General features: G+C 57.3%; 14 protein-coding genes. 5 read left to right on the top strand and 9 right to left on the bottom strand.

The genetic code is table 11. The annotated features are described in order from the left end of the window. Positions 1-37: 37 nt before the first annotated feature. Positions 38-1,243: an iron-containing alcohol dehydrogenase gene (locus tag BL8807_RS10485; protein ID WP_072726728.1), complete on the bottom strand. Its 1,206-nt coding sequence runs from the start codon at positions 1,241-1,243 to the stop codon at positions 38-40. 156 nt (positions 1,244-1,399) lie between these two features. Between BL8807_RS10485 and BL8807_RS10480 the strand changes: the two genes are divergently transcribed. Then, positions 1,400-2,329, top strand: a complete 930-nt coding sequence (locus BL8807_RS10480) for a LysR family transcriptional regulator (RefSeq protein ID WP_226847357.1) — start codon at positions 1,400-1,402, stop codon at positions 2,327-2,329. Between the two features lie 21 nt (positions 2,330-2,350). On the opposite strand, the gene BL8807_RS10475 is transcribed toward BL8807_RS10480, so the two are convergent. Further along, a complete protein-coding gene (locus tag BL8807_RS10475) occupies positions 2,351-3,658 on the bottom strand; it encodes an alpha-amylase family protein (protein WP_072726727.1) in 1,308 nt (435 codons plus the stop codon). A gap of 154 nt (positions 3,659-3,812) precedes the next feature. Further along, the gene (locus BL8807_RS10470) at positions 3,813-4,121 is read right to left on the bottom strand and encodes a hypothetical protein (RefSeq protein WP_072726726.1); all 309 of its coding nucleotides are present in this window, start codon (positions 4,119-4,121) and stop codon (positions 3,813-3,815) included. 200 nt (positions 4,122-4,321) lie between these two features. On the opposite strand from BL8807_RS10470, the gene BL8807_RS10465 reads away from it, so the two are divergent. Then, on the top strand, positions 4,322-5,221 hold the full coding sequence (locus BL8807_RS10465; protein ID WP_072726725.1) for a hypothetical protein: 900 nt from the start codon (positions 4,322-4,324) through the stop codon (positions 5,219-5,221). 59 nt (positions 5,222-5,280) lie between these two features. Here the strand turns inward: BL8807_RS10465 and BL8807_RS10460 are convergent, their stop codons facing one another. The 4 genes from BL8807_RS10460 to BL8807_RS10445 all read right to left on the bottom strand — a co-directional run bounded on the left by BL8807_RS10460 (position 5,281) and on the right by BL8807_RS10445 (position 10,684). Beyond that, positions 5,281-7,842: an ABC transporter permease gene (locus BL8807_RS10460; protein ID WP_072726724.1), complete on the bottom strand. Its 2,562-nt coding sequence runs from the start codon at positions 7,840-7,842 to the stop codon at positions 5,281-5,283. 12 nt (positions 7,843-7,854) lie between these two features. Then, positions 7,855-8,520: an ABC transporter ATP-binding protein gene (locus BL8807_RS10455; RefSeq protein ID WP_072726723.1), complete on the bottom strand. Its 666-nt coding sequence runs from the start codon at positions 8,518-8,520 to the stop codon at positions 7,855-7,857. A gap of 164 nt (positions 8,521-8,684) precedes the next feature. Continuing rightward, entirely contained in the window at positions 8,685-9,977 is a 1,293-nt protein-coding gene (locus tag BL8807_RS10450) for a sensor histidine kinase (protein WP_072726722.1), read from the bottom strand. Beyond that, positions 9,974-10,684 carry a LytR/AlgR family response regulator transcription factor gene (locus BL8807_RS10445; RefSeq protein WP_072726721.1) on the bottom strand — a complete coding sequence of 237 codons (711 nt, stop codon included), beginning with the start codon at positions 10,682-10,684 and terminating at the stop codon, positions 9,974-9,976. The genes BL8807_RS10450 and BL8807_RS10445 overlap by 4 nt, the downstream gene beginning before the upstream one ends. A 174-nt stretch (positions 10,685-10,858) precedes the next feature. Here BL8807_RS10445 and BL8807_RS10440 point away from each other — a divergent pair, with 174 nt between their 5' ends. The 3 genes from BL8807_RS10440 (at position 10,859) to BL8807_RS10430 (ending at position 15,090) form a co-directional block, all read left to right on the top strand. Next, positions 10,859-13,261 carry a carbon starvation CstA family protein gene (locus tag BL8807_RS10440; RefSeq protein ID WP_072726720.1) on the top strand — a complete coding sequence of 801 codons (2,403 nt, stop codon included), beginning with the start codon at positions 10,859-10,861 and terminating at the stop codon, positions 13,259-13,261. A 216-nt stretch (positions 13,262-13,477) separates the two neighbouring features. Continuing rightward, on the top strand, positions 13,478-13,684 hold the full coding sequence (locus BL8807_RS10435) for a CstA-like transporter-associated (seleno)protein (RefSeq protein WP_072726719.1): 207 nt from the start codon (positions 13,478-13,480) through the stop codon (positions 13,682-13,684). A 335-nt stretch (positions 13,685-14,019) separates the two neighbouring features. After that, the gene (locus BL8807_RS10430) at positions 14,020-15,090 is read left to right on the top strand and encodes a helix-turn-helix transcriptional regulator (RefSeq protein ID WP_072726718.1); all 1,071 of its coding nucleotides are present in this window, start codon (positions 14,020-14,022) and stop codon (positions 15,088-15,090) included. Positions 15,091-15,144: 54 nt separating this feature from the next. Here BL8807_RS10430 and BL8807_RS10425 read toward each other — a convergent pair whose 3' ends face one another. Beyond that, positions 15,145-15,519, bottom strand: coding sequence for a type II toxin-antitoxin system PemK/MazF family toxin (locus BL8807_RS10425; RefSeq protein ID WP_226847355.1), 375 nt, complete (start codon positions 15,517-15,519; stop codon positions 15,145-15,147). Further along, entirely contained in the window at positions 15,509-15,784 is a 276-nt protein-coding gene (locus BL8807_RS10420; RefSeq protein ID WP_072726717.1) for a hypothetical protein, read from the bottom strand. Before BL8807_RS10420 ends, BL8807_RS10425 begins: the two co-directional genes overlap by 11 nt. Positions 15,785-15,907 lie beyond the last annotated feature (123 nt).

Below are 15,907 nucleotides of genomic sequence, written 5' to 3'. Positions count from 1 at the left end.
GCGCTATGGAGTGCCACAGCGCAGAGGCATGGAAAGACTAGCGCTCATCCCAGATGGCTCCCAGCACCGCGCCGATCTTGGACGCGTAGTCGCCGGTGTGGATAGCGGGCGTCCACAGCCGCGACTTGAAATCGTCCATCACCAACGGCACCGCTTTAGCGATGAACTCGTCGCGCGTGTCAAGGGTGCCGTTGTTTCGTAACGTCTCCTGGAGTCCCGACAGGCCGAACCCGCGATAGAAAGTGAGTATCGCATCGGCCACGCGATCGCCGTTGGCGATCGGGTCATCGGATACGGCCACACCGATGCGTTGTCCCACCTTGTGAATCGCGTCCGCCGCCTCGGGGGCCTGTGCGAAATGGCGGTATACGGTCGGCAAGGTCATCGCGCAGGCGTGCCCATGCACGATGTGATACATGGCGCCGATCGCGTGCGCCACCGCGTGGCCGTTCGGCACCGCTCCGGACGCCTCCGCATAATGCGCCGCCCACGCCAAGTGTTCGCGCGCCTCCAGATTCTCCGGTTCTCGGAACGCGACCGGCAGCCAAGTCCAAATACGTTCGAGACAATCGAGCTGTACCAGTTCGCTGAATGCGTTCTGCTGCGTGCCGATAAGGTTTTCCATGCAATGGGCCAGCGCGTCAAGACCACAATATGCCGTGGGGGTCGGCGGCATGCCGACGGTGAGCGTCGGGTCGATGATGGCCAGATCCGCGATGAGGTTCTCATTGCCGATGGAAAATTTGAGATTCAGCGAGGTGCTGGTGATGACGCCGGTGGGAGTGGATTCCGCACCTGACCCTCCTGTAGTGGGAATCGTGATCAGACGGCAAGGCCGGCGATAGGTCTCCGACATCCGTGATCCCTGTTTGCTGTACTCGTGTAGGTCGTCGATGTCCTCAGGGATGCCGGCGATGAGCGCAGCGACTTTCGCGGTGTCCATGCTGGATCCGCCGCCCAATCCGATGACCGCGTCGTAATTCCCCTCAAGGATGAGATCGCGAACCTCAAGACAAGTGGTGTCCGGCGGATCGGGCAAGCATTGGTCGTACACGTCGCAGGAGATGCCCGCCTGTTCGACCGATTGTTTGGCCCGTTCCGCGTAGCCAAGTCCCACAATGCCCTTATCGGTGACCAGCAGGCACGAACGCGCGCCCCAGACGGTCAGATGCCTGCCGATCGTATCGAGTGAGCCATCGCCAAACACGGTGTGTGGGGTTCGCAGTGTTTCGTAAGTGTTCATGAATGTTTGCCTTCGATGAGTGTTCCAGTTTGGAGCGGAAAGAACAAGTCTGTTCCAAAAGTTTATGGATTTATGTCTGTAAATCCTGACAAAGCAATGGTATTCTAATGATTCATTATTAACCAGTGGTATATGAATCAATATGGATTACGGTGTATGAGCCATAGGTTCACACAATCGGAGGCGCGCATGTACGATCGCAGGCTCGATGCCGTCATCGCCTCGGCCGACCTCGGCAGCTTTGGCAAAGCGGCCGAACGGCTGCATATCTCCGTGCCCGCATTGGTCAAACAGGTCAACACCTTCGAACGCGAGCACCATCTCACCTTGTTCCATCGCTCGCGAGGTGGTGTGGAGCCCACGATTGCCGGAGAACAGTTCGTTGAGGATGCCAGAGCGATCATCCGGCAGTGCGATGAGATCGTGCGTCGCGCCCGTGCGGCGGAGATGGGCGGCGACATGCCGGTGAGATTGGGCGTCTCCGTGTTGCGTTCAGGCAAGCGCATCCTCGATTTATGGCAGCACGGAGCCGCGCGGCATGGCGGTTCGCGCTTGGAAATAGTGCCGATGGTCGACGATTACGCCGCATTCGAAAATGTCGTACGGCATCTGGGTGAACATGTGGATGTGGTGGTATGCGCGTTCATGCCGCAGTGGTGGGGCGATGTGTGCGGGACATTGCGTATCGAGGACCAGCCCTTGGCCGTCGCGGTGCCGCGCGACCATCCGTTGGCCCTTCGTAGGCGACTGTCGGTCAGCGATCTGGAAGGCAATCGCGTACGAGTGATCGCCCGTGGACACGGAGGCAACGAGGACGCGCGAGACGCGCTGGAATCCAATGGCGGCATTGAGGTGGTGGACTTCGAACACTACGACTTGTCCGTCTTCAACGACTGCGTCGAATGCGGCGACCTGTTGTTGTCCAAACCGGTATGGTCAGACGTCCATCCGGGATTGGTCACCGTGCCGGTCGACTGGGACTTCACCATGCAATACGGTGTGATGCATGCGCTCGAGCCATCCGCTCATGTGCGCAGATTCCTTGACGAGGTGACCGAACTGGCGGCTTGGGACATGTCTCGATGACATCTCCCAAGCCGTGGAACATCAGAAGGAATGGCGATACAGCGTCGCGCCGGCTTCGTCGACGATGCTGACGGAGGGCTTGTCGTCGACGGTGATGTCGAGATCCACGGTGATGCTGTGCGCGCCGTCCGTGCTGGTGGAGCGGTAGACGTAGCGCGTGTTCTCCAATGTCAGGGTTTCGGTGCGCGCCTCGACCAGCCAAGGGTTGCGGCGGCGTAGGCCGATCAGATCCTGATGCGCGCGGTAGATGGGTTCGCCCAATCGGGAAAGCTCGGCGGGGGAGTCGGGGAATTTCGGGCGGATGTCGTCGTCGCCGCCGAAGCGCTCCTGTTTGATGCCCGTATAGCCCTGTTCGTCGCCGTAGTAGATGCTGGGCACGCCGCCGACGGTCATCAGCACGGCCAACGCGAGCAGGGCCTTGGATTGGCCGATCTGCGAGGCGATGCGCGTCACGTCGTGGTTGCCGATGAAGGTCTGCGGCACGAATGCGTCAAGGAAGGCGTTGTGCCGCTGCAGATTCCAATCGAGTTCGAAGAAGTTGTCGGTTTCCAGACTGTGCTGGATGGACTTCCACAACTCGTATTGCGTGACCGAATCCATGCCGGATTCGCGCACGATGGCCGGATAGTCGCCGTGGATCACCTCGCCGAATATCCAGGCTTGCGGATGGCTCGCGCGCACCTGCGGCAGCACCCGCGTCCAGAACGACGGCGGCACGGCGTACGCGGCGTCCAGACGCCAGCCGTCCGCGCCGCGGTCCAGCCAGTACCCCATCACATCGGCCACCAGATCCACGGTCCGCGATGCCGTATGGTCGAGGTCGACCAGTGAGCCGTGCCCCTCGAACACGTCAAGTGAGGGATTGCCCTCGCCGTCGCGCTCCACTCGAATCATCCCATGCCAAGGGTCGTCCGCGGCGGCGAGTTTGCCGCAAGACTCGTCCAATGCCGCCCGAACGGCCGGATGCTCGCGCCCCACATGATTGAACACGCCATCCAGAACCAGCGTGAGCCCCTTGGCATGGCAAGCCGTAGCGAGTCGGTCGAAGGCCTCGTCGCCGCCGAGCCGAGTGTCCACGCGCTTGTAATCCAACGTGTCGTAACCATGTGACGAGGATTCGAAGATCGGGCCGAGCAGCAGTCCCGAAGCACCCAGCTCGATCGCGTAATCCAGCCAGTCGACCAGCGCGTCGAGACCCCGCCCGTTGAAGCCGCGGCCGTATTGGCGACGGATGTCGCATCCGCAGAATCCCAAAGGATATACCTGCCAGAACATGCCGTACCGCACCCAATCGGGCATCACGTGAGGCGTAAATGTGGCGGTCATCATATCTCCCGTCGGTCGGGTCCGTCGGTCAGGTTGTCGACACCATTGTTCCATGCGGGGCGCGTGGACGGAAGTAGGCACCGCTCCGGGGCGGTGCCTAGTTTGTACGATGCGGGAGCCTTGGGCGGGAGGTCTCAGGCCCCGCATGGGTTCGCCGTTACTTCTTGCCGCCGAACAGACCGCCGACGGATCCGAGAATCGACTGTAGGGCGTCGCCCTTCATGAGATTCTGCGCGAGATCGCCCAAATCGCCGATGTCGAAGCCTTTGCCTTGCAAAGCGGAGGTAAGAGCGCCGACGACCTCGGCCACCTGCTCGTCGCCAAGCTTGATGCCGGTCACCTTTTCGATCATGGCACCGGGGTCGACGCCGAAGGACTTCAGCATCTGCGGATTGTCTTTGATGGCGCTGGCGAGCTGATCGACGATCTGCTGATGTCCGGCGTCACCGGTTGTTTTCTGTGTCATGGGCGCACCCTTTCTTCGCTCTGATGTGTGTTGACTGGTCCATCGTCGCACGCTGGAAGATGTTTGACTGGCCGACTTGCGCGATCTTCGTACGGATGCGTACCGCTTTCAGGTATGTTGCGCCGCCTGCTCCCCGTCGGGGGATGATTCGCGTCCATATAATCGCGGTTGTTGCCTGTAATTCGACGATGGAGAGCATCATGGCAGAGAAGAAGAGCCCGGCGAAGCGCGTCGGCAAGCGCGTCGACGATCCCAAAGACCGCAGGTTCATCGACCGTTCCACCGGTGAGAGCGTCACGGATGTGAAAGCCCACAGCGTCTCGGGCGTCGACTTGGACGCCTCGCACGAGCGTCGCCGCTCACAGGCCATGCCGCTGCGCGTCGTGGCGTTCGTGCTATGGCTGGTCGGCATCGTGATGGAGGTGCTGGCCGTGCTGGAGATGAACGGCACCTTCAACTTCCCCGGACTCGACCGCATGTGGTGGATCATCATCCTGCTGGTGGTCGACTTCGGATTCGTACTGGCCGGCTCGCTGACCTGGAACCGCGCCAACAGCATCGATCCGGCATCCAAGAAGAACGCCGTGGCCTATTGGGTCCAGACCGAACTCGGCGTGATCATCGCGGTGATCGCGTTCGCTCCGATCGTCCTGCTGACCCTGACGAACAAAGATCTCGACAAGAAAACCAAAACCGTATGCTCCATCGTGGCCGGCGTCGCGCTGGTCGCGGCCGGTCTTGGTGGCGCCAACTGGCAGCCTACCACCTCCGAGGCATACGATCAGGCCGAGGTCGCCGCCGCGCAGCTCGCCGACGACGGCGAGGTGTACTGGACCGCGTCCGGCGACGTGTACCACTTCAATCCGGACTGCCCGCATCTCAAGCGTTCCGCCGAAATCTACTCCGGCACCATCGAGGAGGCGTTCGCGGACAACCATAAGACCCGCGCCTGCAAGGATTGCGCCACCGAGGGCGGCCGTTACGTGCTGAAGGACGAGGCGACGGACGGCTCCTCGCAAAGCGATGGCTCCGACGAATCCGGCGATACGGGAGACGAACCCGACGGCTCGGCCGACGCCGAAACCGTCGACGAGGAGTGATCGTAGTTCATTTGCTGTTCATGCGGTCAGTGACGGTTGCGCTGACCGCATGAACAATGTCAATCGGTAGCCCTCAGTCTTTCCACAATGCTTTGCTTCTCCAGATTCTTGAAACAGATATAGGGGATCAGAATCGCAAGCGCAATCAACACCGGTGTACAGATCACCAGCGGCAACAGCGTGAAGTGGAATGTCGCCGTCCAATCGTTCGAGACCATCATGCGGACGCCAATTCCCACGGCCAGAGCGCCCAAAACGTAGGATGCCAACAAGGTGCCTCCGGCGTAATACAGGCCCTCATCGATCAGCATGCGCCGAAGCTGTCGCTTTGTCATGCCGATACTCTGTATCATGGCGAATTCTTTCCGTCGGGAGACAATCGCCGTCAGCATGGAATTGATGAAGTTCAAAATGCCGACAAAGGCGATGATCAAGCTGATGGCGAAGCCCATGACCGTATTGGCCCGTGTTTGTTCCTGATAATGCTCAATCAGAGTGGATTTCGCAGTATAGTTCAGGGATTTATCCACATTATCGCGGTAGTCGACCAGCATGTTTTCCGCCTGTGGCTGGTATTCCTCCGCCACATCGAAGAACAGCTTTCGCAGGGTGTTGTCCGGGTGCGTCTCCCGGAATGTGTCCGCCGGAAGATAGAACGAAAGGAAATCCTGCGTACTGCTGTTGACACCCTCCGTGATCGTGGGGATATCCGCCACAATCGCCATCACTTCATACTGCCGTCCGTCCAGCTCCACCATATCCCCGACGGAATAGGTCGGCTGGGTTTCCTTCTCACTGTCCTCTGCGCCGGTGGCCGCTTCCATCACCACATAGCCTCCGGACAGGAATGCATCCTTATCAAAGGTGCCATCCAATATCCGGCCATCTTGGGCGAACGTATCCAATATCAGGCCGTCAACGCCGTACAGCATGGAAACGCACTCGCCGCTCTCGATCATGTCATGGTAGGCTTCGGCCAGCCCCGCATCCGTTGCTTCAATGTAGGCGATTCGATCGTCGGCATGGTAATAGGTCTGGATATTTTCAAGGGCGGAGGCCCCGATTTGGTGGGTGAATACTTGTGAATACAAACGCCCCGTGGTTTCCAGTCCGGAAAGCCCCTCGATGTTCTGTACCAGCTCCGGGGAAATGGTTGTGCCGTAGGGATTATAGGTTCCGAAGGTGGAGGAAATCGAGCTGTCCTCTACCTCAAAATCACTGATAACCGTCTGGCCCATGTATTTATCAATATCAAAGCTGGCGTTTTTCGCATAAACGCAGGAAAGCAGCACAAGCCCCAGCGTCAGGGAACAGATCACCGTAATGGTGCGCTTCGTGTTCCGACCCAAATTGGCCAACGCCATCTTCGGGATGCTTGCACCACCGGTGCTTTTCTTGATTTTCCGTGTGCTGACGGTGTCTGCGTCGGTGTAGCGCAGGGCCTCCATCGGGGAAACCTTGCCGGCGATTTTGGCGGGCTTCATGCAGGAGATCAGAACGGTCAGATAGGCGAACGCCGCAGAACCAATGAAAATATAGGGATTGACCGCTGCTTGTGCCTCTCCTGTTGTTCCGGTTATCATCACGGGCACCAACACGGCTCCCAGCAGATACCCGATTCCCAGCCCGATAGGAATGCCGATCAGCGACAAACGGTTGGCCTGCCCGTAGATCATCGTCTTAAGCTGCTTTTTGGTGGTTCCTAGTGTTTTCAGCCTGCCAAAAAAGCGGATGTCGCCGGCGACGGAAATCTGGAAAATGTTGTAGATGATCAGATACCCGCTGGCAAATACCAATACCATGCAAATTGCCATCGGCAGCACTTCGCGGATGATGTTCTGGTTCATGGTGGCGTCATAGGCCGCATTGGGGGAAAAGGACACGTCGGACAGTCCGGTGTCGGCTGCGATCCGCTCCGCCGTCCCTTCCAGGTCACTGTCACTGTGAAGATCAAGGTGGAGCATTGTGGTTCCCAAAACCTGCCCGTTCGCAAGTTGCGCTTCCTGGTCAATACCGGAGCACTGGATTTGTACAAAGGCTTCGGAAACCCATGCCATACTTGCCATAGCGGCGGAATTACCGTTCCAATAGCCAGAGAGAACAAAGGTGCTGGTGGTGTATTCATCAGAAGTTAAATCCCTGCGCCATTCAAGGGTGATTTCTTGCCCTAATTCATAGGGCAGCCCCATCTTGTCAAGGGTGATGGTATCCAACGCGATCTCGTTTTCCTGCACCGGCATGGTTCCCGTTGTGGGATAGGAAAAGCTGGAACGGGCGTAGTGTTCGTCGGCATAGCGGATTTCCACCTGCCGCCCGGTCAATTCCTTATTCTCGGCCACGCCGATGATCGTGCTTTTACCGTAGTCCCGAACAGCTTTGTGGGTGATGATTTTCTCCACATCGGCGTCCGCCATGGTGCCGGAGCTCAAATGGCTGTTGTATCCAGCCTGCTGGAAATTCATGTTCCGTATATTGCTCACCATGCTTTGCGACAGGACAAACAGGGATGTGAACATAACCGTTGTTAGGACGATGGCGAAGACGGCAATCAGGTTGCGGGTTGTATTCGCTTTGAAACTGCGGTTTGTCAATGTGCGGATGATTGATTTCTGTTCTTTCATGGTGTCGCCGCCTTACTGCGCAATCCGGCCATCTTCAATGTGGATGGTGCGGTCCGCCCGCGCTGCGATTTCCGGGTTATGGGTAATCATCACAATGGTCTGATGGAATTTCTGGCTGGTGACTTTCAGAAGCTCGATCACTTCGTCACTGGTTTTGCTGTCCAGATTGCCGGTCGGCTCGTCGGCAAGGATAATGGCCGGTTTGCTGGCCAATGCCCTTGCGATGGCCACCCGCTGCTGCTGGCCGCCGGAAAGGGTGTTGGGCATGTTGTAGAGTTTCTTTTCCAGCCCCAGCAACGCCACAATCTCCTTGATGAATTGCGTATCCGGCTTTTTCCCGCCAAGCTGAATGGGCATGACAATGTTTTCGTACACATTCAGAACAGGAACCAGATTGTAGTTCTGGAAGATGAATCCGATCCGCTGGCGGCGGAATACGGTCAAGTCCTCGTCTCTCAGCTTGCCCAGTTCATAGTTATCCACCTTGACCGTTCCGGAAGTGGGGCGGTCTAAGCCGCCCAACATATTCAGCAGGGTGGATTTCCCGCTGCCGGATGTGCCGATGATGGCAACGAATTCGCCTGGCTCGATGGAAATGCTCACGCTGTCCAGAGCCTTGACGTTGATCGGTTCAACGCCGTATTGCTTCGTCAATTGTTTGGTGCTCAAAATGCTCATATACCATAGCCTCGCTTTCTTTTTCTGGATTTGCTCTTACCGTATCCAGGCAAAAGAAAGGCGCAATGGAAAATGCGTAATCTAATATTGACGATGAAAAAACTATGATCTTCCGTCGAAAAAAGAGCAGAAAACGCCGCTTCGCAAAGAAGCGGCGTTTTCGATTAAGGGCAAGGAATCAGAATATTCAGCCGATAGGTTCCTTCTTCCTGTTGGAAGCTGCACTGGCCGCCGTATTTCTCTACGGCTTTTTTGATATTGGGAATCCCAAAGCCATGCACCAAGCGGTCTTGCTTTGTGGTTCTCTCGGTGAGATGGTTCCCCGGTGGCGTATTGTTTTCCACGGTGATAAGCAGCATATCCCGGAAGCGTTCGGCCTTAACGGTAATCAAGCGTTTGGATTCCGGCAGTTTTTCGCTGGCCTCTATCGCATTGTCAATGGCGTTGCCGAAGATGGTGCTGATATCCAGCGGCTCTATAAAGTCGATTCCGTGAAAGTCGACCATAGCGGAAAAATCAATCTGCTTTTCGCGGGCCTTTGCCGCCTTATCTTTTACGATGATGTCCAGAAAATCATTTCCTGTATGCGCATAGTCCTCATAGGCTGTAATTTGGGAGCGCAGCGTTTTCGCCATCTGACGTGTTTCTTCTGTGTTCTGCCTGTTTTCCATAACAAGCAAATGGTTTTTCAGATCGTGGTAGATGGAACGAACCCGTTCCTCATCTTTCATTTTCTCCTGATAGTAAGCGAACTGCTGCTGAAGCTGTGCGATCTGCAGTTTGCCTCGCTGTTCCTGTTCCCGCAGATACATGGTGTTTTTCGCATAGAGAAATGTCATAATGCCGGCCGCAGGAAGAGCCGTTGAAACAATATAGTGGAGTCTGTCTCCCGCAACTCCCAAGTTCAAATGCATATAAACATCTGACATAAAAAACACTATTGCGAAAATAAATACCGTCGTCAGCAAGATAAAGTCTTTATAATTCACTTGATAAGTGAAATTTCTGCACATCAGATATGAAAGGCATAAAACTATAATTCGTGCGATCAAAATAATCGCATATATTTCCCAGCGCATGAGGGAATCGCCGTCAATCGCAACAATAATATCGTCCTGATAGAAAGCGTATCCTATCAGCATTCCTAGGCCTTCGGTTAATACTGGTATCGAAATCAGGTAGGCTTCATAGCAAATACCGCATGTGACAAATGAGTCTGCATAGCATATTTGTATTACAGTCAGACCGACAATGATAAGAACGGGAATTTTATATGCGCCCAACTCAGTAAACCATGTCATAGCATAAATACTGAGAAAATATACGCCTATAATAATGCATTTATTGGTGAAGGCGCTAAAACGAGGCTTCTTACACAGCCATGAGCAGAATAGATACACTGAAATGGCTTCTGTCGCCGTTGAAAGTATATCTAGAATCTGATATGCCCATGTCATAACATATCTCCCCAATAGTCAGCCAGACGCTCCATAAATTCTTTGCGCTTCGGCTGGCTGATGGGAATGGTCTCGCCTGAAATCAATTCAATATCCAGCTTTTTAATGCCTTTCACATAAAACAGATTGACAATATAGCTGGTATGGCAGCGCACAAAGTCGTTATCGCGCAGTGCCCGTTCCATTTCCTTCATGCTTTTGTAGCAGATGATGTTTTCTTGTTCGGTGTGGAACATCAGGTTGCGGTTGAAGGTTTCAATATAGCGGATGGATTTCAGGGGAACCTTGTATTTTCCCGTGTCGTTGGCGATCACCAGAGAAGGATCGTCTTCTTTCCGTCTGCGCTCTACGAATTTATCCAGCTCCGATTTCAGACGGGCGTACTGTAAAGGTTTGATGATGTAGTTGGTCGCCTGATACTTATATCCCTCAAGCCCGTACTGCGTGAGCGTGGTCAGGAAAATAATCCCCACGCGTTCATCCATCCGCCGGATGCGTTCGGCGGCGTGAAGGCCGTTCACCAGCTTCATGCGAATATCAAGGAAAATCAGATCTATGGTGGGATCGTATTGCTCGATCAGCTCCATGCCGTCATAGTAGGGAGTGATCTTTATGCCCAGTCCCGTCTCTTTGCCGTATTGGTTCAATAGGCCGGTCAAATGTTGAACAAAAGCTTTTTCATCGTCGCAAATCGCTATATGCAACACCGGTTCACCTGCCTCTCTCTATCGTCCATCATATGTGAGCTAGCTCATAGTCCGCTCATATAGTGGACTTTTTCTTTCGGGGCAATATGTGGGGGTTAGCGTGATGGGAGCCACGGAATACCCACTGTGGCCGATTCACAGAGATAACACGAGAGAATCACGAACGAGGGAATCATGACGAACGTTGCGTCATCCGCAGCCGCCCAAGCGCCAGCGCCAGGCAGGCTGGAATTCGAGAACGACTATACGCCGGCCGAGGCCGAGCGCGTCATCCGCAACAGTAAGGGACTGCCCGTCGGCGTGCGCCCGAAGATGGTGTGGACCTGGCCCAAGGCCCTGCTGTGGGCCGCCATCGCCATCGTCGGCGCCATCGGCTGGTCCATCCTCGCCGTCTCGCGCGGCGAACAGATCAGCGCCATCTGGTTCGTGATCGTGGCGCTGTGCTCCTATGCCATCGCCTACCGTTTCTACGCGTACTACATCCAAATGAAGATCATGCGCACCGACGACGCGAACGCCACCCCGGCCGAACGCGTGCACGACGGCGCGAACTTCGAACGCGCCGACCGCCGCGTGCTCTTCGGCCAGCACTTCGCCGGCATCTCCGGCGCGGGCCCGCTCGTCGGTCCGATCCTGGCCGCGCAGATGGGCTACCTGCCCTCCGTGCTGTGGATCATCCTCGGCGTGATCCTCGCCGGCGCGGTGCAGGACATGCTGGTGCTGTGGATCTCCGCCAAGCGCCGCGGCCGCTCCCTCGGCCAGATGGCCACCGATGAGATGGGCAAGTTCGGCGGCATGATCCTGTCGATCTTCCTGGTGGTGATGACCGCCATCGCCATGGCCTTCCTCGCGCTCGTGGCCATCAAAGCCATGGCCTCCTCGCCGTGGGCCGTGTTCTCCATCGGCATGACCATCCCGATCGCCCTGCTCATGGGCTGCTACCAGCGTTTCCTGCGCCCGGGACGCGTCATCGAAACCACGCTGCTTGGCTTCGTGCTGCTCGTGCTCGACATCGTCGCCGGCGGCTACATCGCCGACTCGCCGGTGCTCGCCCCGATCTTCACCCTGACCGCCCCGCAGCTGGTGATCGCGCTGGTGATCTACTCCTTCGCCGCCGCCGCGCTGCCGCACTGGCTGCTCGTCACCCCGCGCGACTACCTGTCCACGCTGATGAAGATCGGCACGCTGGTGCTGCTGGTGATCGGCATCCTCATCGCCAATCCCTCCGTGCAGGTGCCGGCTCTGACCGAACTGGCCTTCACCTCCAACGGACCGACCTTCTCCGGCGACCTGTTCCCGTTCCTGTTCATCACCATCGCCTGCGGCGCCCTCTCCGGCTTCCATGGCGCGGTGAGCTCCGGCCTGACCCCGAAGGCCGTCGAGAAGGAGAACCAGATCCGCATGATCGGCTACGGCTCCATGCTGGTCGAATCCTTCACCGCCGTGATTGCGCTCATCGCGGCGATCACCCTGAGCCAGGGCCTGTACTTCGCCACCAACATGTCGACCGCGCAGATCCAGGCCGCCGCCGGCGAATCCTATTCGGCCGAAGCCTCGGCCGAAGCCAACGCCGTCGCCGCCACCGAGAACATGCAGGTCTCCGACATCGAAGGCAACCAGATGACCACCACGTGGGAGTCGGTCGACGAGAACGGCGATCCGGTGGTCTACGAGGGCGAGGAGGCGTTGACCAAGGCCGCCGAGGACCTCGGCGAGCAGAGCATCGTCTCGCGCACCGGCGGCGCCACCACCTTCGCCATGGGCATGGCCAACTTCCTCAAGTCCTACTTGGGCGGCCAGGGATCGCTCGGCTTCTGGTACCACTTCGCCATCATGTTCGAGGCGCTGTTCATCCTCACCACCGTGGATAACGGCACCCGCGTGGCCCGCTACCAGATCGGCGAGATGCTCGCCAACGTCAAGCGGCTCAAGAAGTTCGGCGACCCCACCTGGAAGCCCGGCAACATCATCACCACGCTGGTGGCCACCGCGCTGTGGGGCGGCCTGCTGTGGATGGGCGTGGCCGACGCGAACGGCGGCATCAACGCCATGGTCCCGATCTTCGGCATCTCCAACCAGCTGCTCGCGGCCGCCTGCCTCGTGCTGGTGACCGTGTGCGTGGTCAAGATGGGCCGCGCCAAGTACGCGTGGATCCCCGTCATTCCGCTTGTGTGGGATGTCGCCGTGACCTTCACCGCCGACTTCCAGAAGATCTTCGGACCCTTAAGCTACTTCACCACCGCCGCCAACTACCGCGCGCAGATTGAATCCGGCGCGTTGGAGGGCGAGGCGCTGGCCAACGCGAGGGCCGCGCTGAGCAACGCCTACCTCGACGGCGTGCTGAGCGTGTTCTTCCTCGTGATGATGGGCGTGTTCCTGATCGTCGGCATCGTGGTCGTCGCCAAGACGCTGATCTCGGGCAAAGTGGGCGTCGAAACCACCAGCGAGGAGCCGTTCGTCGAATCCCAGTGGTTCGCCCCGTCCGGACTGGTCGCCACCTCGCTGGAGAAGAAGGTGCAGCGCGAATACAGCGCCAAGCTGCACGAGCTCGCGCAGAACGCCGAAGCCGCGGCCTGATCCGGGCTGCGGCTGGGGTGTGACGCACGTCCCCACGTTGCGTCATTCTGAGCGGAGCGCAGCGGCGTCGAAGAATCTCACTCGCAATGGGTAAGGGATTCTTCGACTCCGTACTTTGTGCTCCGCTCAGAATAACGGTGATAATGCTGAGCGGAGTCGAAGCATCTCCTCGCAGAATGACGGGTCCTATATATGATTCGAACTGGTGGAAAGAACATGAACGTCGTATTGGACAAACTCGAGCGCGCATGGCGCGGCGTCGTCTGGTATCTGCGCGAGGTCAGCGGCGAAGCGCGCTACGACCATTATCTCGAGCATTTCGCCGTCGAACATCCCGGCGAAACCCCGATGAGCGAGGTCGAATACCTGCGCGCCCGCGAGGAATACGACCGTCTGCATCCCAATACGAGCTGTTGCTGTTGAGCGGGTTCGCACGGGATTCTCGGAAAGTGGATGCCGTGCGACTTTTCCGCACACGAAAGTCACATCGCCTCACAAGACGAAATGGCGGCATTCCTTGGAATGCCGCCATTTCCTGTTCGTTTCGGGTTGACAAAGGGTCACACGAATACTTGGTGGGAATAATGCTGTGCGCAACCCGTCAGGATGACGGGTTGCGAAAACGTTGGAATGACGCCGATGCAACCGTGGGTTGCGGAGAAAAATCGGGATGCGACCGCAAGTTGGTAGCGCAAGGACGCGTCGATGCCGCATAGTGAAGGCCGTACACTGATGCGTAACCGGTAAGGAGTCCCGCGATAAGTTTCCGCGACAATCTGCAATATCTGAGAGCGAGCCGCAATCTGACCCAGGAGCGTCTGGCGATGCTGTTGGGCGTCTCACGCCAGTCCATCTCCAAATGGGAGAGTGAAAAAGCGTATCCCGAAATGGACAAGCTGCTGATGATCTGCGACCTGTTCGGCTGCACGCTGGACGATCTGGTCATGGGAGACGTGCGCAATCCCGCGAATCCGGCCGTCTCGTCCCACGATGCCTCCGCTCTCACTGAAACCATCGACGATCGGCGAGTCGGGAACGGTGGATTATCGATGACGGCATCCGAGGAACCGGCGCAGGATATGACCGGCTACGACGATCATGTGCGCCAGTTCGCCCTTATGGTCGCGTCCGGCGTCGCGGCGATCATCATCGGAGTCGGATTGGCGAGTCTGTTCGACGACAACCATTCGATCATCGGGTCGAGCTCATGGAACGAGGTGCTGTCCGTCTTGTTCGTATTCGTCGGCACGGTCATAGGATTGGCCCTGCTGATTCCAGGCGGCATGAGGCACGCTGACTTCAATCGCCAACACCCGTTCATCGAGGATTTCTACACCGACGCCGACCGCACATCCGCCGCGCGACGTACCGCTGTGGGCGTGGTCGTCGGTATCGCCGTCATCATCATCGGCATTCTGATACTGATATACGCCGACGAGGTGTTGGGCGTCGACGACGGATGGCCGGTATGCCTCATGCTGATGACGGTCGCGGTTGGCGTATGGCTGTTCGTCTATGTGGGTGTTCGCCATGAGTTGATGAATATCGAGGGGCGCAACGCCTCTTTGGAAAAGGAACGCAAGGAACGCGCCGGCGAGCGAGACCGCTACGGGGAGCTCACCGGCGCCGTGTGCGGCATCATTATGATCATCGCCACTATCATCGCCCTGCTGCTTCTGTTCACGGGCGAGCCCATCGGTGAGATGGATTGGTCCGACGGATGGCGCACCGGACAAGGCCTGTTCTGGCTGTCGTGGCCCATCGGCGCCCTATGCTGCGGCATCGCCGCGCTGATCATCCAAATCTTCAAAAGCCACCGTGACCGGTAGCGACGGAGAGCTTTAGTGTCTGTCTTCCGCTGGCTCTAGACGTGTGTAATCACGCTAGAGCCAGACGAATCGTTCCGGCGGTAGCGACGTAATGACCTGACTCAGTCGTTCGATGTCGTTGCGGGACAAATGGCCATAGTAGCCATCGAGTCGCGCAGTCTCAAAGCGCACAAGTTGCGCGCAGCGGGCGGTGCTGAGGTGATCGAGTCCGGCCTCGGCCCAATCCTCGATATGAATGTCGCCTTCCTCGGTCCATGTGGGATTACTGGTGACCTTTATTCCCACGCCTTCCTCACCGTCATTGGAGATTCTGATCACTGCAATGGGGCGATACTTGCCGCGTCCTTTATCGTCCTCGTACCTCACCCAAGCGCGTACCACGTCGAAACGACGCAATTGATCAGGAAGAGGCTTGCGATCAGTCATCATCGTCTTTCCAGGACTTGGGAAGAATCATCGCACCGTCCTCGTCATATCGAGGCTGATATACGAGAGCGTCCGGGATGTCGAAAATCGGCCCGTCCTCATCTTCTCCGATCACACTGACGCCTGTGGTGGCAGGCTTGAACGAATTCACCCAATCGGCGACATACTCATCCGGCGTCATGCCTTTAAGCTTGGCGAGGCCGCTGAATACGCGCAAAGCATCCGCATCTACGTTCATGGGCTTGGGATCAAATATCGCAGTGGACATACAAGCCTCCTTCCGCACAACATTCTATCTAAACAATCGTAAGCCGTAATATCGGTTTTATCCTCAGGAGATCCCTCGGCTCCACTTCGTTCCGCTCAGGATGATAGAAAAAGACTTCGCTTT

It is taken from the genome of Bifidobacterium lemurum, from assembly GCF_014898175.1.
GTDB classification, from domain to species: domain Bacteria; phylum Actinomycetota; class Actinomycetes; order Actinomycetales; family Bifidobacteriaceae; genus Bifidobacterium; species Bifidobacterium lemurum.
The sequence above is the reverse complement of the archived record's forward strand: the minus strand, read 5'-3'. Positions and strand labels throughout refer to the sequence as shown.